General features: G+C 65.2%; 17 protein-coding genes and 1 pseudogene. 12 read left to right on the top strand and 6 right to left on the bottom strand.

All coding sequences use genetic code 11. The features are described 5' to 3' along the window. Complete coding sequence (locus C6A87_RS15735; RefSeq protein WP_311113137.1) at positions 1-792, bottom strand: glucose 1-dehydrogenase; 792 nt, start codon at positions 790-792, stop codon at positions 1-3. After that, positions 789-1,850 (bottom strand): sugar-binding domain-containing protein, encoded by a 1,062-nt coding sequence (locus C6A87_RS15730; RefSeq protein WP_311113136.1) that lies wholly within the window; start codon positions 1,848-1,850, stop codon positions 789-791. Before C6A87_RS15730 ends, C6A87_RS15735 begins: the two co-directional genes overlap by 4 nt. 92 nt (positions 1,851-1,942) lie before the next feature. Between C6A87_RS15730 and eltD the strand changes: the two genes are divergently transcribed. The 9 genes and pseudogenes from eltD (at position 1,943) to C6A87_RS15685 (ending at position 11,552) form a co-directional block, all read left to right on the top strand. Further along, positions 1,943-3,031 (top strand): erythritol/L-threitol dehyrogenase, encoded by a 1,089-nt coding sequence (eltD, locus tag C6A87_RS15725; RefSeq protein ID WP_311113135.1) that lies wholly within the window; start codon positions 1,943-1,945, stop codon positions 3,029-3,031. Positions 3,032-3,045: 14 nt separating this feature from the next. Further along, positions 3,046-4,473 carry an extracellular solute-binding protein gene (locus C6A87_RS15720; RefSeq protein WP_311113134.1) on the top strand — a complete coding sequence of 476 codons (1,428 nt, stop codon included), beginning with the start codon at positions 3,046-3,048 and terminating at the stop codon, positions 4,471-4,473. A gap of 14 nt (positions 4,474-4,487) precedes the next feature. After that, positions 4,488-5,444: a sugar ABC transporter permease gene (locus C6A87_RS15715; protein WP_311113133.1), complete on the top strand. Its 957-nt coding sequence runs from the start codon at positions 4,488-4,490 to the stop codon at positions 5,442-5,444. Positions 5,445-5,447: 3 nt separating this feature from the next. After that, a complete protein-coding gene (locus C6A87_RS15710) occupies positions 5,448-6,329 on the top strand; it encodes a carbohydrate ABC transporter permease (RefSeq protein WP_003932540.1) in 882 nt (293 codons plus the stop codon). Continuing rightward, positions 6,329-7,445 (top strand): annotated as a pseudogene (locus tag C6A87_RS15705) (ABC transporter ATP-binding protein). Before C6A87_RS15710 ends, C6A87_RS15705 begins: the two are co-directional and overlap by 1 nt. Beyond that, positions 7,442-8,572, top strand: coding sequence for an ABC transporter ATP-binding protein (locus C6A87_RS15700; protein ID WP_311113132.1), 1,131 nt, complete (start codon positions 7,442-7,444; stop codon positions 8,570-8,572). Before C6A87_RS15705 ends, C6A87_RS15700 begins: the two are co-directional and overlap by 4 nt. Then, the gene (derK, locus tag C6A87_RS15695) at positions 8,569-10,320 is read left to right on the top strand and encodes a D-erythrulose 4-kinase (protein ID WP_311113131.1); all 1,752 of its coding nucleotides are present in this window, start codon (positions 8,569-8,571) and stop codon (positions 10,318-10,320) included. The genes C6A87_RS15700 and derK overlap by 4 nt, the downstream gene beginning before the upstream one ends. Positions 10,321-10,334: 14 nt before the next feature. Continuing rightward, positions 10,335-10,817 (top strand): ribose-5-phosphate isomerase, encoded by a 483-nt coding sequence (locus C6A87_RS15690; protein WP_311113130.1) that lies wholly within the window; start codon positions 10,335-10,337, stop codon positions 10,815-10,817. 36 nt (positions 10,818-10,853) lie between these two features. Beyond that, positions 10,854-11,552 (top strand): VOC family protein, encoded by a 699-nt coding sequence (locus tag C6A87_RS15685; RefSeq protein ID WP_311113129.1) that lies wholly within the window; start codon positions 10,854-10,856, stop codon positions 11,550-11,552. Between the two features lie 4 nt (positions 11,553-11,556). On the opposite strand, the gene C6A87_RS15680 is transcribed toward C6A87_RS15685, so the two are convergent. Continuing rightward, a complete protein-coding gene (locus tag C6A87_RS15680; RefSeq protein WP_311113128.1) occupies positions 11,557-12,288 on the bottom strand; it encodes a cutinase family protein in 732 nt (243 codons plus the stop codon). A 382-nt stretch (positions 12,289-12,670) separates the two neighbouring features. Between C6A87_RS15680 and C6A87_RS15675 the strand changes: the two genes are divergently transcribed. Genes C6A87_RS15675 through C6A87_RS15665 form a run of 3 tightly spaced genes read left to right on the top strand, consistent with a single transcriptional unit; the run spans position 12,671 to position 15,126 of the window. Continuing rightward, positions 12,671-13,369: a hypothetical protein gene (locus C6A87_RS15675; protein ID WP_311113127.1), complete on the top strand. Its 699-nt coding sequence runs from the start codon at positions 12,671-12,673 to the stop codon at positions 13,367-13,369. 59 nt (positions 13,370-13,428) lie between these two features. After that, positions 13,429-14,388 carry a PDR/VanB family oxidoreductase gene (locus C6A87_RS15670; protein WP_311113126.1) on the top strand — a complete coding sequence of 320 codons (960 nt, stop codon included), beginning with the start codon at positions 13,429-13,431 and terminating at the stop codon, positions 14,386-14,388. A 57-nt stretch (positions 14,389-14,445) separates the two neighbouring features. Beyond that, positions 14,446-15,126 carry a GntR family transcriptional regulator gene (locus C6A87_RS15665; RefSeq protein WP_311113125.1) on the top strand — a complete coding sequence of 227 codons (681 nt, stop codon included), beginning with the start codon at positions 14,446-14,448 and terminating at the stop codon, positions 15,124-15,126. Positions 15,127-15,161: 35 nt separating this feature from the next. On the opposite strand, the gene C6A87_RS15660 is transcribed toward C6A87_RS15665, so the two are convergent. The 3 genes from C6A87_RS15660 to C6A87_RS15650 all read right to left on the bottom strand — a co-directional run bounded on the left by C6A87_RS15660 (position 15,162) and on the right by C6A87_RS15650 (position 18,959). Continuing rightward, positions 15,162-16,460 carry an MFS transporter gene (locus tag C6A87_RS15660; protein ID WP_311113124.1) on the bottom strand — a complete coding sequence of 433 codons (1,299 nt, stop codon included), beginning with the start codon at positions 16,458-16,460 and terminating at the stop codon, positions 15,162-15,164. An 889-nt stretch (positions 16,461-17,349) separates the two neighbouring features. Continuing rightward, positions 17,350-18,291 carry an MBL fold metallo-hydrolase gene (locus tag C6A87_RS15655; protein ID WP_311113123.1) on the bottom strand — a complete coding sequence of 314 codons (942 nt, stop codon included), beginning with the start codon at positions 18,289-18,291 and terminating at the stop codon, positions 17,350-17,352. Positions 18,292-18,485: 194 nt separating this feature from the next. Further along, on the bottom strand, positions 18,486-18,959 hold the full coding sequence (locus C6A87_RS15650; protein ID WP_311113122.1) for a hypothetical protein: 474 nt from the start codon (positions 18,957-18,959) through the stop codon (positions 18,486-18,488). Positions 18,960-18,976 lie beyond the last annotated feature (17 nt).

The raw sequence follows: 18,976 nt of genomic DNA, 5'->3' as shown, positions 1-18,976 counted from the left end.
TCAACCCATCGTGTAGCCGCCGTCGATGGGGATGTCGACGCCGTTGATCATGCTGGCGGCGTCTGAGGCCAGGAACACCACCGCGTCGGAAACCTCGTGGGGAATGGCGAACCGCCCCAACGGAATCCGGTTGATCATGGGGGCCGCTTTGGCGGGTTCGCCCCACACACGCTGCCCCATCTCGGTGAGCACCACCGTCGGGCATACCGAGTTGGCGCGGATCCCGTGCGGGCCGAGCTCACGGGCCAGGACCTTGGTCGCCATCACCAGGCCGGCCTTGGATGCGCAGTAGGCGTAGTGGTCGGGGAGCGGGGCGAGCGCAGCCGCGGACGCCACGGTGACGATCGCGCCACCGGTGCCCTGCTCGACCATGTGCGCTCCCACCCGCGCGGCGAGCAGTGCGGGCGCCCGCAAGTTGACGGCGATCGTGGCGTCGAACAGATCCGGGTGGGTGTCGACGACCGCTTCGGGGTGCGAGATGCCGGCATTGTTGACCAGGATGTCCAAGCCGCCGAACGCGTCTGCGGCCATCCGGGCGAGGGTCGTCGGGCCGTCCCGATCGGCCAGATCGACAGCGGCCGGGAACGTCCGGATGCCGAACTCCTCGTGCAGCGCCTGACCCGCGCGGTCGAGTTCGCCCTGATCGCGGCCGCCGAGCACCAGGTGTGCACCTGCCGAGGCGAACGCGCGGGCGATGTCGGCTCCGATGCCCTTGCTCGCGCCGGTGATCAACGCGCGCTTGCCATCCAGTCGTTGCGCGCCGGCATACCTGGTAGCGAGCGCAGTCGTCACGAACCCTCCTTGGTCGAGTCGATCTCGTTGAGCAGTGCCTCCGCGGTGGCCGGATCGGTCACCAGCCGGTTGAAGTAGCCGCCGCGCGCGCCGGCGGTGATCGAGTCGATCTTGTCCCGTCCGACGGCGACGGCGATGGTCACCGGGATGTGACGGAGTAGGTCGAGCTCTAGGGCGATCAGCCGGTCCGCGCCGTCGAAGTCGACGGGCTCGCCGTTGCGGTCGTAGAAGCGTGAGCATACGTCACCGACGGCGGGGCGCAGCGACGACGATGCGGCCGGCACGAACTGCGGCACGTCCGAGCGGGTCAGGGGTGGGGCGCCGACCCCCATGAGCACACACCTGGCGTGCGGCCACTGGTGAATAACGCGCTGAATGCTCGGATCATCGAGCAGCGACCCATAGAGACCCGGGCCCGGAAGTGCCGGAGCGAACAGGTAATTGGCGCGGCCCCCAACGCGATTCGCGACCAGCCGGGTGATCTCGTTGGTCTGGTACCACTCGTATGGCTGGTCGTTCCCGCCGACGGTCGGGGCCACCACCACGCCGGGCAGCGGGGTGAGTTCGTGTTGGGCCACCTCGTAGACGGTGCGACCCGATGACACGAGCAGGACATCCCCTGGCAGCAGACCCGCCTCGCTGAGCGCGCGCCCGGTGACGGGTGCCAATGCGCGGCCCATCACGTCGATGACCGTACGCCCGGGCCCCGGCGCCGGTAGCGGTGCGGACACGTAGACGGTGTGCAGGTTCAGCGCGCGGGCCAGCCGGTCGGCAAGTTCGGTGGGCCGCGCCTCGGCGGGCAGGACCACTTGGATACGCACGATGCCCAGGCGCTTGGCCTCGGCCAGCAACCGGCTCACGGTGGCGCGGCTCGTCCCCAACTGCTCGGCCACCTCGGCCTGGGTGGCGTCGTCCTCGTAGTAGAGCCGAGAAGCCGTGTAGAGCAACGACGGTGGGAAATGGCTGCCTTCCGCATCAGCTGCGGCGCCGTCGGCGCTGGCAGCGGCGGGGGTGGGCTGGGCCTGGCCGGGGCATGCAGAGAGTATGGCATTGAACATCTGCTCTGAAAAGAATTTTGCTGAACATTCGTTCTGGACAGATGTGCACATCGCTCGCTACTGTGACTGCGCACACAGATGGAGGTATGCGCATGTCCGCTGGAATTCCCGAGAAAATGCAGGCCGTTGTCTGCCACGGTCCCCATGACTATCGACTCGAGGAGGTGGCCGTCCCGCGACGCGGTCCCGGTGAAGCGCTGATCAAGGTGGAAGCGGTCGGGATCTGCGCGAGCGACCTCAAGTGCTACCACGGGGCCGCGAAGTTCTGGGGCGACGAGAATCGGCCCGCATGGGCCGAGACGATGGTCATTCCGGGGCACGAATTCGTCGGCAGGGTAGTCGAACTCGACGAGCAGGCGGCGACGCGCTGGGGAATCGAAGTAGGTGACCGGGTGGTCTCCGAGCAGATCGTGCCGTGCTGGGAGTGCCGATTCTGCAAGCGCGGCCAGTACCACATGTGTCAGCCGCACGACCTGTACGGCTTCAAGCGCCGTACTCCGGGAGCGATGGCCAGCTACATGGTGTACCCGGCGGAAGCCCTGGTGCACAAAGTCTCCGACAAAGTGGCTCCACACCACGCCGCCTTCGCCGAACCCTTGTCGTGCTCGCTGCACGCTGTGGAGCGGGCCCAGATCACCTTCGAAGACACCGTCGTCGTGGCCGGCTGCGGGCCGATCGGTCTGGGCATGGTCGCCGGTGCCCGCGCCAAGAACCCCATGCGGGTCATCGCGCTCGACATGGCACCGGAGAAGCTGGAACTCGCCAAGGGCTGCGGCGCCGACCTCACGATCAACATCGCCGAGCAGGATGCCGTCGCCATCGTCAAAGAGCTCACCGACGGTTACGGCGCCGACGTGTACCTGGAGGGGACCGGGCATCCCTCGGCAGTCCCGCAGGGGCTCAACCTGTTACGCAAGCTCGGCCGCTATGTCGAGTACGGGGTGTTCGGCAGTGACGTATCGGTGGACTGGAGCATCATCAGCGACGACAAAGAGCTCGACGTCCTCGGTGCACACCTGGGGCCGTACTGCTGGCCGGCCGCGATCAAGATGATCGAATCCGGCGTGCTGCCCATGGACCAGATCTGCAGCCATCAGCTTCCGCTCGCCGAATTCCAGAAGGGGCTGGACCTGGTGGCCAGCGGCAAGGAATCGGTCAAGGTCTCCCTGATCCCCGCGTGAACGGAGGGCGGCACATGACATTCTCGAACATGCCTCGCGGGCGGCACTTCTCGCGCCGGCAGATGCTTGCGGCGATGGGTGTCGCGGGAGCGGCCGCGGCCAGCGTGCCCGTGCTGAGCTCCTGCGGGGTCGGCGGCGGCAAGAGCGCACCCAACGGCGCCGACGCCGTCACCGGTGGCTTCGACTGGCGCAAGGCCGCAGGATCGACGATCAACATCCTGCAGACCCCGCATCCCTATCAGCTCTCGTACCAGCCGTTGCTCAAGGAGTTCACCGAGCTCACCGGCATCAACGTCAACATCGACCTGGTGCCCGAGGCCGACTACTTCACCAAGCTCAACACCGAGCTGGCCGGAGGCTCGGGCAAACACGACGCGTTCATGCTCGGCGCCTACTTCATCTGGCAGTACGGTCCACCCGGCTGGATCGAGGATCTCGACCCGTGGCTGCGCAACACCTCGGCGACCAGTGCGGAGTACGACTTCGAGGACATCTTCGACGGACTGCGCACATCCACCCGGTGGGACTTCACGCTCGGCAATCCGCTCGGGACGGGTGGACAGTGGGCCATCCCGTGGGGTTTCGAGAACAATGTGGTCGCCTACAACAAGCGGATCTTCGACGAGAAGGGCATCACCCGGTTGCCCGACAACTTCGACGACTTCATCCAGCTGGCGGTGGATCTGACCGACCGCTCGGCGAACCGCTACGGCATCTCCACCCGAGGGTCGAAGTCCTGGGCGACCATCCATCCGGGCTTCATGACGCAATACACCCGCGCGGGCGCGGTCGACTACACGTGGAACGGCTCCGAACTGGTGGCCGAGATGGACAGCGACAAGGCGATCGATTTCACCAAGAAGTGGATCGAGATGCAGCACAAGGCCGGCCCCACGTCGTGGACGACCTATGACTATCCCAATGCCACAGGTGATCTCGGTGACGGCACGGCGATGATGGTGTTTGACGCCGACAGCGCCACCTACCCCAAGAACAAGCCGGGTGCGAGCAAAGAGGCCGGCAATTTGGCGTGGTATCCCGGCCCGGCAGGTCCGGACGGCAACTACAAGACCAACCTGTGGACGTGGAGTTGGGCGATGAGCGCCAACTCGCGCAACAAGCTGCCGGCGTGGCTGTTCATCCAGTGGGTGACCGGCAAGGAGTCGATGAACAAAGCCGTCGAGGGCGGCAGCTACGCGGATCCGGTGCGGCAGTCGGTGTTCGACACCACCTTCAAGCGGGTCGCGGCCGACCAGTACGGCTACCTCGAAACCTTCGAGACCGTCATCGGAGAGTCGAAGATCCAGTTCACCCCGCAGAAGAAGTTCTTCGACACCACGCAGAACTGGGCGGTCGCGCTGCAGGACATCTACGGCGGCGATGACGCTGCGACGCGCCTGCGCAGCCTCGCCAAGACCAACACGTCCAAGGTCAATCTCTAGGAGCCGTGGAACTCATGACAACTCAGACCTCCAAGGCCCCGTCGACGTCGCCGGACCGGCCGCCCGCAGTGCGCCGGGGCGACCTGCCCGAGGTTCCGACCTGGCGGCGCAGGCTGCGTCCCTACCTGCTGTCGGTGCCGGCCGTGGTGATCGTGGTCGGGATCCTGTACCCGTTCGCGGTCGGCGCCTACTACGCCTTCCTGAACTACGCTGCGGTGAACCCTGATCCGCATTTCGTCTGGTTCGACAACTTCGCCTCGGTGCTCGGCGATCAGGTCTTCTGGAAGAGCGTCCAGGTCACCGCGACCTTCGCGCTCGCGGTGACGTTCATCGAGACCGTGTTGGGCGTCGGCCTGGCCCTGCTGCTCAATCGCTCCTCGATCATCGGCAAGATCTTCGAGAAGGTGCTCATCCTGCCGTTGATGATCGCTCCGGTCATCGCCGGCGTGATCTGGAAACTGATGTTCAACCCGCAGTTCGGGGTGCTCAATCATGTTCTGGGACTGGGCAACACGTTTGACTGGCTGTCGGCGCGCAATGCGCTGTTCTCGGTGATCCTGGTTGACATCTGGATCTTCACGCCGTTCGTCGCCATCCTGGTGCTCGCCGGTATCCGATCGCTGCCGCGCGAGCCGTTCGAGGCGTCCGAAGTCGACGGCGCCTCGTGGTTCTACATGTTCCGCAAGTTGATGCTGCCGATGCTGTGGCCCTACATCCTCGTCGCGGTGATCTTCCGGTTCATGGACAACCTGAAGGTCTTCGACCACATCTACGTGCTGACCGCCGGCGGACCCGGCGTGGCCACCCGGACACTGCAGATCGGCGCCTTCGAGGACTCGATCATCAACCTGGACTACTCGCGCGGCAGCACCTACATGCTGCTGCTGTGGGTCATCGTGTTCATCACCGCGCGCTACCTGGTGAGCGTGCTCGGAAAAGCGCAGCGCCGCGCTGCCGGAGCGGAGTCATAGACCATGGCACTCAAGATGTCCCGCACTGAGCTTCAACCGGGCCAGAAGCGGTGGTCCATCGGCGCCGTCGCCGCCGATGTCGGGCTGGTCTTCTGGTTCGTCTTCTCGCTGTTCCCGATCTTCTGGATGCTGATGCTGGCCCTGAAGAACGCCGAGGAGCAGACCACCACCTTCTTCTCGTTCAGTCCCACCTGGTCGAACTTCGCCACCGTCCTGTCCGATCGGGGCACCCAGATGACCAGCGTGGATTTCAAGGCCTCGCTGCTGACCAGCCTGCTCAACTGCGGCGGCGCGGTGCTGGTGTCGCTGATCATCGGTATCCCCGCCGCCTACGCCGCCGGCCGTTGGCAGTACAAGGGTTCCAACGACCTGATGTTCACCATGCTGTCCTTCCGCTTCGCACCCGAGCTCATGGTCATCGTGCCGTTGTTCGTGATCTACAACCAGATCGGCCTGTTCGACACCAAGGTCGGCATGATCTGGGTGCTGCAACTGGTCACCATGCCGCTGGTGGTGTGGATCCTGCGGTCCTACTTCCAGGATCTGCCGGAGGATCTCGAGCAGGCGGCGTTGCTCGACGGGTACACCCGGCGCCGGGCGTTCCTGATGGTCGCGCTGCCGATCGTGCGGCCCGGCATCGCCGCCGCGGCGCTGCTGGCGTTCATCTTCGCCTGGAACAACTACGTCTTCCCGCTGATCCTGGCCGACAGCAATGCCGGCACGGTGACCGTCGCCATCACCAAGTTCCTCGGCGGCGGCGGCCAGGCGTACTACAACCTCACGGCCGCCGCGGCGCTGATCGCGGCGTTGCCACCACTCATCCTCGCGCTGACCATCCAGCGGTATCTGGTGCGGGGCCTGTCATTCGGGGCGGTGAAGGCCTGATGGCCACGGTAACGATTGCCAACGTCACCAAGACCTACGGTGCGACCTCGAAGAAGGTCACTGCGGTCGACGACCTGTCGCTGGACATCGCCGACGGCGAGTTCTTCGTCATCCTGGGTCCCAGCGGGGCCGGGAAGACGACCACGTTGAAGAGCATCGCCGGCCTGGTCGACGTCGATTCGGGCACGGTGTCCATCGGCGGTGTCGACATGACCGCGGTGGAGCCCTACCACCGCAACGTCGCGATGGCCTTCGAGAGTTACGCGCTCTACCCGCAGAAGACGGTGGCCGAGAACCTCGCCTCACCGCTCAAATCCGGTCGTAGCGGCAAATATTCGGCGGCTGAGCAGGCTGAGCGGATCGACCAGGTCACCACGACCCTGGGCATCAACGCGCTCAAGAACCGGCTGCCCCGCGAGCTGTCCAACGGGCAGCGTCAGCGGGTGGCGCTCGGTCGTGTCCTGGTCCGGCCTGGCCGATGCCTATCTGCTCGACGAGCCGCTGAGCCACCTCGACGCCAAGCTGCGAGCGTCGATGCGCGCCGAACTCAAGCAGCTCGGCGCGATGTCGAACACCACGACCGTCTACGTGACGCACGACTACCAGGAGGCGCTGGCATTGGGCGACCGCATCGCGGTGATGCGAGAGGGCCGGGTGATGCAGATCGGCACGCCGGACGAGATCTGGCGCCGACCGGCCGACACCTTCGTCGCGCGATCGCTCGGTCAACCCGAGATCAACCTGCTCGACGGCGTCGTCGACGACGGCCGGATCCGGCTCGGTGACGGCTCGCTGGATGTTCCGGTGCCGGCCGGCGTGCAGTGCGCACGGGGGGATCGGGTGCGAGTAGGCCTGCGCCCCAGCGACATCCATGTCACGAGCCGGGAGGGTTCACTGCACGGACGTGTCGTGCTCGCCGAACGGCTGGGCCGCAACATCGAGTTGACCGTCGACGTGGGGGGCGCGCAGCTGATCGCGCTCACCTCGGGTCGGCACGGCGTCGGCGAGGGAGACAACGTCACGATGCGTATCGCCGAATCCGATGTGCATGTGTTCACGCCGGGCGACGGTGACACCGCGCGGCTCGGCGACCAGACCCTGGAGGCAGTGCAGTGAGCGTCGCGATCGACAAGACCACGCAGCAGACGGCGCAGAGCTTGACCCTTTCAGACCTGGTCAAGACCTATGCGTCGAGGAGCCGGGACAGCGTTACCGCGGTCAAGGGCATCAACCTGGAGATCCAGGCGGGGGAGCTGGTCGCACTGCTCGGGCCGTCGGGCTGCGGTAAAACCACGACCCTGCGGATGATCGCCGGGTTGGAGACGGTGACCAGCGGGTCGATCAAGATCGGTGATCGTGAGGTTTCCCAGCTGCCCGCGGCCAAACGCGGAATCGGTGTCGGATTCGAGAGCTATGCGTTGTACCCGCCGATGTCGGTCCGTGACAACCTGCTGTACGGCCTGAAGGCGCGCAAGGTCAAGGGCGCCGAGAAGATGGTCGACTCGATCTGCGAGCGCCTGGAGATGAACGACCTCCTCGGCCTGCGCCCGGCGGGATTGTCCAGCGGCCAGAAGCAGCGGGTGGCGCTGGCGCGGGCACTGGTGCGCAATCCACCGGTGTTGTTGCTCGACGAGCCGCTCAGCCATCTGGACGCCTCGGCCCGCAACCGGGTGCGCCGCGAATTGAAAGTGCTGCAGCGGGAATTCGGATACACCACCATCGTGGTCACCCACGACCAGGTCGAGGCCCTGTCGCTGGCCGACCGGCTCGCCGTCATGGACGGCGGTGTGGTGCAGCAATTCGGCACTCCCGACGAGGTTTTCGACGATCCCGCGAACCTGTTCGTCGCGGAGTTCGTCGGTGAGCCGGCGATCAACGTGCTGCCGGGCACCACGCGGGTCCACGGCGGCCGGGTACGCGTCGAGATCGGGTCCGGAGCGGGGTTGCTGGACACCACGGTCACCGGTGTGCCCGACGGGACCAGGGTCACCGTGGGCGTCCGGCCGCAGGACTGCGCACTGTCGGCCCGTGGTGACGGTCAGGGCGTCGCCGCCACGGTGGCATACTTCGAACACCTGCTGGAGTTCGGTCTGGCGACCAGCACCGTGCCGGGAATCGAGGAGGGTGTGGTGGTCCAGACCCCCGCCGAGCAGCGCCACGAACCCGAGCAACAGGTGACGGTGACCGCCCCGGCCGAGCGGGTGTACCTGTTCGACACCGAGACCGGAGAACGTCTGCGATGACCAAGCTCTACAACGACCCTGCCCGATTCACCGAGGACATGCTGACCGGCTTCCTGGATGCCAACGCGCGGTATGTCGCCGGGGTGCCCGGCGGAGTCGTCCGCGCCCACCGGACCAGGCCGGGCAAGGTCGCCGTCGTCATCGGTGGCGGCTCCGGTCACTATCCCGCATTCTGCGGGACGGTCGGCGTCGGTTTCGCCGACGGCGCGGTGGTCGGCAACATCTTCACCTCGCCCTCGGCGGAAGAGGCAGCCTCGGTCGCCAGGGCTGCCCACGGCGACGCCGGTGTGCTGTTGACCACCGGCAACTACGCCGGTGACGTGATGAACTTCGGGCTCGCGGTGACGCAGCTGCGCAGCGAGGGTATCGATGCCCACTACTTCGCGGTCACCGACGATATCGCCAGCGCCCCCCGCGGCGAGGAGGCGAAACGACGTGGTATCGCAGGCGATTTCACGGTGTTCAAATGCGCCAGCGCGGCAGCCGAGGACGGTCTCGACCTCGCCGGGGTGGTCAGGGTCGCCGAATCGGCGAATGCCGCGACGCGCACGCTGGGGGTGGCGTTCGACGGGTGCACCCTGCCGGGGGCTGACCACCCGTTGTTCACCGTCCCGGAGGGCATGATGGGTGTCGGCCTCGGCATCCACGGGGAACCGGGTGTCGCCGACGAGCCGATGCCGTCCGCGTCGGCCCTGGCGGAGAAGCTGGTCGACGGTGTGCTTGCCGACCAGCCGGCCACGGCGTCGAAGCGGATCGCGGTGATTCTCAATGGTCTGGGGCGGACCAAGTACGAAGAGCTGTTCGTGGTCTGGGGCTCCGTGGCGGCACTGTTGCGCGAGCGCGGCTACGAGATCGTCGAACCGGAGGTCGGTGAGCTGGTTACCAGTCTCGACATGGCGGGCTGCTCGCTGACGGTGATGTGGCTCGACGACGAGCTTGAGCGGTACTGGACCGCGCCTGCCGACACGCCGGCCTACCGCAAGGGGGCCGCGGCGCAGGCGGCCGGTGAGGGTACCGCCGAACTGCGTACCGCCGCCGAGCTGACCACCGAGGCCACCCCGGCGGCCCTGGCGGAGCGTGCCGACGACGCCGGACGCAGCGGCGGCCGGGTTGTCGCCCGGGTGCTCGCCGCGATGGCCACGATGCTCGCCGACGCCGAAGCCGAGCTGGGGCGGATCGACGCCGTCGCCGGGGACGGCGACCACGGCAGGGGCATGGTGAAGGGCTCCACCGCAGCGTCCGAAGCCGCCCAGAGCGCGGTCGAGGCCGGAGCCGGCCAGGGTACGGTCCTGGCCGCGGCGGGCAAGGAATGGGCGGCCAAGGCGGGCGGCACCTCGGGAGTGCTCTGGGGTGCGCTGCTGTCGGCCGTCGGTGCGCGACTCGGTGACACCGGCCGACCCGACTCCACCACCGTTGCGGCCGGAATGCGGGACGGCTACGAGGCGTTGATCACTCTCGGCGGCGCCGCACCCGGAGACAAGACCATGCTGGATGCGTTTCTCCCGTTCGTCGAAGACCTGCAGAAGCGGGTGGCCGAGGGCGAGGAGTGGCAGGATGCCTGGCGGTCGGCGACCGAGGTCGCGGCCGAGGCGGCGCAGGCGACCGCCGATCTGAGACCCAAGGTGGGCCGGGCGCGACCGCTCGCCGAGCGTAGTGTGGGCACCCCGGACGCCGGCGCGACCTCGCTGGCGATGTGCCTGCGCACAGCGGCCGAGAACTTCACATCCATCCCCAGAACAACCCCCTGAGCACCGAAAGGGACATGACCGCCATGCCGACTGGCCTACGGATCGTCGTCGGATCCGACGACGCCGGATACGAGTACAAAGAAGCGCTCAAAGGTGACCTACTCGCCGATGAGCGCGTCGCCGAGGTCACCGACGCCGGAGTGGGCGCCGATGAGAACACCGCCTATCCGCACGTAGCGGTGGCGGCGGCGCGAATGGTCGCCGACGGGAAGGCCGACCGCGCCCTGCTGGTGTGCGGTACCGGGCTCGGGGTCGCGATCAGCGCCAACAAGGTGCCCGGCATCCGCGCGGTCACCGCGCACGACGGCTTCTCTGTCGAACGCTCGGTGCTGTCGAACAACGCACAGGTGTTGTGCTTCGGGCAGCGGGTGATCGGGCTGGAGTTGGCGCGCCGCCTCATGGGTGAGTGGCTCGGCTACGAGTTCGATCCGCAAAGTGCGTCGGCGGCCAAGGTGGAGGCCATCGACGCGTACGAGTCGGCGGCGGACGCCTGCTGACGGGCGGGTCTTGACGGCGTCGAATACGTTGGCGGTGTGTCCGTTCATCTCGGCGCAGTGGTTGTCGAAGCGCAGGATCCGACCCGGGTAGGCCGGTTCTGGTCTGCGCTGCTCGCGTGCCCGACGGACGAAGTCGATCTCGGGCACGGCCTTGTCTTGGATGTGGTCCACCGCTCCCACGCCGAAAAGACCAAGAACCGCCTGCACCTTGACCTCGCCTCTGTTTCCGAGGAGCACCAGGAGGCGCTGGTGCGGCGAGCGTGCGCTCTGGGCGGGCGGCCCATCGACATCGGTCAGGGCAGCGTGCCGTGGGTGGTGCTGGCCGACCCGGAGGGAAACGAATTCTGCGTTCTGGAACCGCGTGACGAATACCGCGGCTCGGACCGGGTTGCCGCCGTGGTGACCGATGTGTCCGATCCCGCCGCGGTCTGCAGATTCTGGTCGGAGATCATCGAATACCCGGTTGTGCGAAGGTATTCCGAGTACTCATCGTTGCGTTGCGGCAGCGGGCCTGCGTTGGAGTTCGTTCGCAGCCCGGACATGCCACCCAGCCAGGGCCGATTGCACCTCCGGCTCGATGGCATGCCCGATGCCTTAAGGGATAGTGGGCTCAGTCAGGCGGGGGAGAGCTGCCCGATCTGCGGGCCGCCGTCCCTCGCGCTGACCGATCCAGAAGGAAATCACTTCTGCGTGGCGCCTGGGGCTGGTGGCCTGTCCGGCAAGTCGACGCCCTGACGTTTCACTGGAGGGTCAGATTGGGAGCGGGCTGTGCCAGCATGCCGGCGGCGAAGGTTGCCGCCTGGTCGGCCATGCCGTTGTTCGCGTACTGCTGGTGTGCCGCAGTGGAACCGGTGGCGGGGGCGCCGGAGCAGACGGCGTCGCCCAGGGCGCACAGCTCGAGGGCTCGGGCCGCGTAGGCCGGTCCGACATCGATGACCGGTGCGTTGTACTTCACCGCAGACCATCCGGCCGGCATACCGAACAGCACCACCGCGGCGACGTTGTCAGCAACGTCGCCGGGGATCGGAAGGGGAGCGGCTCCGGCCGGTACGTCCGCGGGCACCACGCCGGAGGTGGCCAGGGCTGTCACCACGGCGCCCTGGGAGTAGCCGCCGAGAATCATGCGGGTGTTCGGGCAGACCGAAACCACGCCGCGCACGTGGTTGGTCTCGTCGCGCATGCCCTCGACGACATTCATGGTGAAGACGGGCCCACCGCTGAAATTGCTACTGGCCGGATAGTTCACGGCGTGCACGCCCACCGTCCGCGGACCGACTTGCGCTCGCAGGGAGTCGACGAACCTCTGGCCGACTCCACCGACCCCGGGCGGTTCGGCGGTGCCGCGGGCGAACACCACGCCGATGTCGGGGCACGGTTGCGAGTCCGCCACCGGGATGATGATCGGTAGCGCCGCCAACGCCAAGGCGGTCGCCCCTGCCAGGCGACCGGCGGTTCGCAGACCAGCGGTCATTCATTCCCCCCACAACTCTGCACAGAACTATGTCAGGCCCGGATTCGGGCGGCGGCGTTTTGGCGATTCATCCGCTCGTCCGTCACAGTGACGTAATCGTGGCGTCGCCGTCCTCTTCATCGCCGCTGCTGGAGGAGGCGTTACACGCGCTGGCCAGGCGGCAAAAGTCCGCCACCGCAAGCAGATTCGTTATTTGGACAGGGTCGGCCCGTCGGGCTCCCGGCGCCGCAAGACGGAGCCCTTGTCGCCGTCGCAGACGTCCGACTTATTGCGGCTGCCCGGCGTCAACCGACGAGCGAGATGTCCTCTTCCGTTTGACGGTCCCACGCCCCTGCATAACAATCGATAATCGATAGTGTTGCGACCGAGGAGGGGACGAGCAGTGGTAGATGTGCGCAATGTCAGGGGAGGGGCAGGCCTCGATCCCATCATCGGAGAAGTCGATGAGATTCTCGACGCCATCTTCGCCAACGCGAAACGCACCAGTGAGGACTTCTTCGACAATTTCAGTCGGGACCCCAAGCCCATCATCCTGGCGGAGTGGCTGGCGACGCGTGCGTGGCGCGAGATCGATTACGTGTTCCTGCTGAATGCCGAGATCCACCGGTATGGACTGGGTTTCGAGCGCAAGCACATCACCCTGCTGGCGAAGCAAGCGTTCCAGGAGGCCGAGCACTACGAACTGGTGAGCAACGCAGTCGAATCGCTCGGCGGCACGGCGCCCACCACGATCCCTCCGGACACTCAGAGATGGAGTGAGTTCCTCTGGGATTGTCTCGATCGCCACCCCCTTGCCGCAATTGCCGCGTGGAACGCGTCGGAAACTTCGGCGACTGGGAGCCTCGAGCCGACATTCCTCGCCGGAGAACGCCACGGCTTCGACGAGGTGGTGCGGGTGCATCGCAAGATCGAGATCGACGAGAAGTTCCACGTCGGACTCGGCAGACAGATGCTGGCGCGGTACGCGAAAACGGATGAGGATCGCAAAGAAATCCTGCGGGCCATGCGGGGCATGCATGACATCGCGGCGAACATGTTCACGCCCGAGACTGCCACCCGACTGATGGCGCCCCAAGTGTGACTCCCGGGCGTCCCCGGTCCTGCATGTTCCGTGCCCCACCCAACGCCCTGGAGTTCTGTTTGAACAGCGCAACGACATTGCCTGCACGGCTGAAGGTTTCTGCAATTCAGCAGGAAGCCGAAGGTGTCGTGAGCATGGAACTATGCTCAGAAGACGACGCACCACTACCTGTGTGGACACCCGGCGCGCACATCGAAATCGAGCTAGCCGACAAGCTGGTCCGTCATTACTCACTGTGCGGCACACCGGCCGACGCCCAGCGCTGGCGTATAGCGGTTCTGCGGGAGGATGACAGCCGCGGCGGCTCCGAGCTGATACACGACAGCTTCCGGCCAGGCCGCGTCGTGTCCGCATCATGGCCGCGGAACAACTTCGCACTGGTGGACGCCGACCGCTACCTCTTCGTAGCCGGGGGCATCGGTATCACGCCCATTCTGCCGATGGTCCACGAAGTCGCCAGATGCGGGAAGCCGTGGACGCTTCTGTACGGAGGACGAACACGCGGCTCGATGGCCTTCGTGGAGGAATTGAGCACGGTACCTGGTGGCGACTTGTATGTGCTGCCCCATGACGAGCACGGGCTTCTCGACCTCGACCGCTTCCTCGGGAGCCCTGAACCGCAAACGGCGGTCTACTGCTGCGGTCCGGGTTCGCTCATCGACGCCGTGGAACTCCGATGTGCCAGTTGGCCGACCGGTGCACTGCATCTGGAGCGCTTCACACCCAGAGAACTTCCGGCGCTCGGTCCTGACGGCCAATTCGAGGTGCAATTGGCCGGGACAGGCACGACCTTGCGCGTCCAGGCCGACAGAACACTTCTGGAAGTACTCGAAGACGCCGGCATCGAGATCGACAACTCTTGCCGGGCCGGAATCTGCGGCACCTGCGAAGTGCGGGTCCTCGGCGGCATCCCGGAACACCACGATGACGTACTCAGCGATTCAGAGCGAGAATCGCGCGAGATCATCCTGCCCTGCGTCTCCCGATCGAGGTCCGCTGTCCTCGTCGTCGACCTCTGAACGTCACAAACCAGGCCAGTCGTCCAGAAGGCGACGATGAGTCCGTATCTTCAGAACATGCCCGCGCACCCCCCGCCGAGCCTGCGTCAAACGCTCAGCCACCAGATCAGAGACACGCTTGTGCACGAGATCGTGTCGGGGGAGTTGGGTCCAGGCGAGCGCCTGGTAGAGACCAAGGTCGCGGCGCAGTTCGGCACCAGTCAGGCTCCGGTCCGGGAGGCGCTGCGCGACCTGGAAGCGTTCGGTCTCGTCGAGATAAGGCCACGGCGCGGCACCTTCGTCCGGTCCTTCATCCGAGAGACCGTGCGTGAAAGCTACGTCCTCCGTGCCGCGCTGGAGGAGACAGCCACCCGTCTGGTGTTGCTGGCCGGCAGGGTGCCTGTCGAGCAACTACAACAGGACGTCGCGAGAATGTACGGTGCGGCCGAGCAAAACGATGTCGAGGCTGTCGGGTCGGAGACCGTGGCGTTCCACCGGCACATCATCGAGGCGGCCGGCAACGGCCTCATCAAACGCTCCTGGGAGAACCTCCAGATCGAGGCATGGACCTCGGTGACGATGTTGGCGTCCGCCCCCGCGCTGGTCACGATTGCTGACGATCATCGCGTTCTGCTGGACTCACTGCTCAACGGAGCCGTCGACGTCGCCTGTGATCTCGCCCGGCAGCATCAATGGGATTATGCGGAGCTCCCTGAAGATCCCCCTCGGGGATCGGCTTCGCCGGGGAACAGCGGTTAGCTTCACGGGTTTGTGAATAGTCTTGTCCACCAGACTCATACCGCAATCTTGTTGACAGATGGGGCCGGCGACTCGACCTTGTCCTCGAAGGCGTTGAGCCCGATCGTCGCTACGATTGAGACCACGGCAGCGACCGAGATGTAGACGCCGAAGGCCACCACCGTCCCGGTCGAGGCGATGAGTGCGGCCGCCACCAGTGGCGTGAGACCGCTACCGAAGATGGAGCCGAGCTGATAGCCCATCGAAACTCCGGAATAGCCGACCCGAGCGTCGTAGACGCTGGCGAAAAAGGCGGCCATCGTCCCGTAGGTCGCTGCATAGGGGATAAAGATCAGAAAGTAGCCGAATACCGCTAATGCAAAATTTCCGGTGTCCAATAGAAGGACCCAGGGAACGCCCATCAGCCCCATACCGACGTTCCCGATCATGAACACTTTCTTGATACCCACGCGGTCTGCCGTACGAGCAAAAATCGGAATGAGGATGAACGTGAGCACCTGGCACAGCAGAACCATCAACAACATCTGGCTGTAACTGAACTCCAGATTGGTTGTTCCGTAGCTGAGACTATAGACAGCGGCCCCATAAATGACGATGCCGGTGACAAGGTACGCGCCCGCCATGAGTACCACCTGCTTCCGGTACTGCCGCAGAATAGTGACGAGCGGGCTCGCCTCTTTTTCATTTCGCTGATCGACCCGTTTGAATTCTGGGCTCTCCTCCACGGCCAGTCGAATGATGAGACCGACCGCGACGAGCACAAAACTCGCCAGGAACGGGATGCGCCAACCCCACGAGAGAAGCTGCTCCTGCGACATCACTGCTGTGGTGATCAGGAAGACACCGTTGGCGAGAATCTGACCCGCCGGCGATCCTGCTTGGACCCAACTGCCGTACAACCCACGACTACCCGGCGGTGCATGCTCGACCGACATCAGCACAGCCCCGCCGTATTCGCCACCGACCGAAAGTCCTTGCAGCACTCGGAGTGCGACGAGCAGCAACGGCGCTGCAATGCCGATCGCGTCGTAACTGGGCAGAAGACCGATGGCACCGGTCGTCACACCCATCGAGATCAGTGTCACGACGAGCATCGGTCGTCGGCCGACACGGTCTCCGAAGTGACCGAAGATCAACCCTCCGAGAGGCCGGGCGCCGAACGCCACGCCGAATGTCGCAAAAGAGAGCAGGGTGCCGATCAGAGGGTCGTGGGAGGGAAAGAAGACATGACGGAAGACCAGTGCGCTGGCCGTGCCGTAGATGAAGAAGTCATACCATTCGATTGTCGTGCCGACAAAACTTCCGAGCGTGGCCTTTTTGGCAGCCGTGAGCATCTGAAGCCTTTCTGTCCCTTTGCGCTGGAGCTGGGTGTTCGGACAAGAGTGAACGGCACGCCGATACCGCGGTAGTGGCGGAAAGTCACATTCCCCTTCGCGCGCCTACACATTGCATAATTGGCGGTTTCAAATTCTTATCGAAAGTGTAGTTCGATGAACATTACCGATCTTGGTCGAGGTTGTTAACAGCTCATTGCGGCTGCGCGCTGAGTCCGACGCGGGCAATTCAACCCGCTGTTCCGCACAGCCACGTGATTCATGCTCCGAATCGCAGAAGGTGAGGTCGCATTGGGCGTCGCGACGAACTCGCTCAGCCTGCTCACCCGCGGCCAGGTTGGCCTTCCTGCTCAGCTTGGATCTCTGTTGGCTCTATTCCCCTGTGTTGCAATGGGATCAGAGCTGAGGGCCGAAATGGCAGCGCGCATGCAGATGCTCACCCAGGGGAACGGGACGAAGTACCCGACATGCCACGCGGAGTCGGACCGTGGAACAGCACACGCTGTCGTCGACAGTTTCGAAGCCTGCGCCATGGGGGGAGGCCACCGTCACCCTGAAGTTCACTGCGCAGCAGATGGCCTTGCGGCGGCACAGTGTGCGGGAAGTATCTTCACGACCTCGTCGACCGAGGCCCTGGAGCACGGGCCGTACTGCAGCTCTGGGCGGTGGCGACTGCGGCCGGCAACCCCCTCACGCACGTGTTTGCCGAACGGGATCACAGCGTCCGCCGCAGCCTCGCTGAGCGGATCCGCGCCCTGTTTGGCGGATGGATCCATCAGCCCACCAACTCCCAGTCCCATCGCGGTGATCGCCGAGACCCGCTGGACGGTGATTGCAGCGCTGGGTGCCTGACAAGCGGTGGGGCATCGGGCGTTAGCGGAATAGCCGTTCAGTCGGTTCCGCTCTTCCCCGAGCCCGGACTGAAGGTAGCCCACTGGCCGAGGGCGAATCCGCCATTGCTTCGCCGAACTTCCAGTGCGCCCGCACCACCGAAGTGCCCGGGGATGAGCAGCTCACGTTCATCGGCCGCCCGCTCCAGTATGCGGCGGCGACTGGCTTCCGCTTGTTGCGGCGCATAGCAGTACGCGCTGCTGCAACAAGGGTCGAGAATCTGCACCGGGCTGTGCACCACATCTCCGGCGAAGACAGCGCGATCACCCCCAGACGCAAGCCTGAGAATCGATGCACCCGGAGTATGGCCAGGCGCCGATTCCAAGGTGAGGTGTTCGTCGATGGTGTACAGCCCTTCCCACAGCACGGCCTGTCCCGCCTCGTGGATTGGCGCGACACTGTCCTCGTACACCAGGCGATCGACCTCTCCCAACCCCTCTCCGCTCACATTGTTCGGACCGTAGTGAGCGTCGTCGGCGGCGGAAATCAGATACTGGGCATTGGGGAACGCGGGCACCCAGTGACCGCCTGCATCGACGGTGTTCCCGCCTACGTGATCAACGTGCATATGGGTGTTGACAACAACGTCGATGTCTCGCGGTTGGACTCCGGCTTCAGCCAGTACCGCTAGTAGATCGCTCTCCCGCTGGTGAAACCAGGGCGCCATTCCCGGTCGCTCGCGCCGACTACCCGCTCCGGTGTCGACCAGGATGGTCCGACCGCCGCTTCGCAGTACCCACGATTGGAGCGCGATGACCATCCGGTCATCTTCGGGCTGCCAATGGTCCGGATTCAGCCATTTCGCGTTGCGCGTCCACACCTCGGTGGCGACTTCTGGAAGAAACTCAGTCGTCGCCAAAAACGGCTCATGCCATTCGATGGCACGGATCACCTCGACGTCACCCAGCACGATGTTCTGCACCGGAGCGTAACCGCTCATCAGTTGACTCTAAGATGCTCTGTTGTTCTGGTCATTTCGCAGAATCCTCCGAACTGGTTTGACTGTTCCTGTCGATCTGCAGCATGCGAGTCGACGCAAGGAACTTCACGGAATTGGCTCTCGCAGAGGTCGACCCATCCGTATCGACTGCCGCCGAAACAAGACTACAGAACAGTTCGGTCGAAAACTCGCGGTCACGTCGCCGGGGTGAGCCGGATGGCGGCGATACCGAGACGCGTTGCTGCCGACTGGAACTCCTCTCTCGACGGGACGGTGTCGCCGCTGAACTTCAGGCCCATGCTCTGTTGGGCCTTCTTGACGCCGCAGGACGCCGCGACGCGGTGCACGATGTCGGCGACGGTCGCGGGGTCGGTGATGAGCTGACCGTGCATCCGTGTCGTCTTGCCGTTGTGGGTGACCTCGGCGGGGGCGCCGTCGCGGAAGTTGTGCTTCCAGCCCGCCTCGAGGATGACGTAGAGGTCACCGTCGAGGTGGTGGGCGCTGACGGGCACGGCGAAACGGCGGCCGGTTTTGCGGCCGGTGAAGCTGACGATCATGAACTGTTTCAGCACACCACCCAGCGGTGTGCGCAGCGCGAACCGCAGCGTGGGGTTGACGACGTTGAGCAGCACTTCTGGTGGGTGGGCGACCTCGATGGTTTCCGGCATGGGGTTCACGGTAGGAC

The organism is Mycobacterium sp. ITM-2016-00317 (assembly GCF_002968295.1).
Classification (GTDB): Bacteria; Actinomycetota; Actinomycetes; order Mycobacteriales; family Mycobacteriaceae; genus Mycobacterium.
Note: the sequence above shows the minus strand (reverse complement) of the source record. Positions and strands in the feature narration are given on the sequence as shown.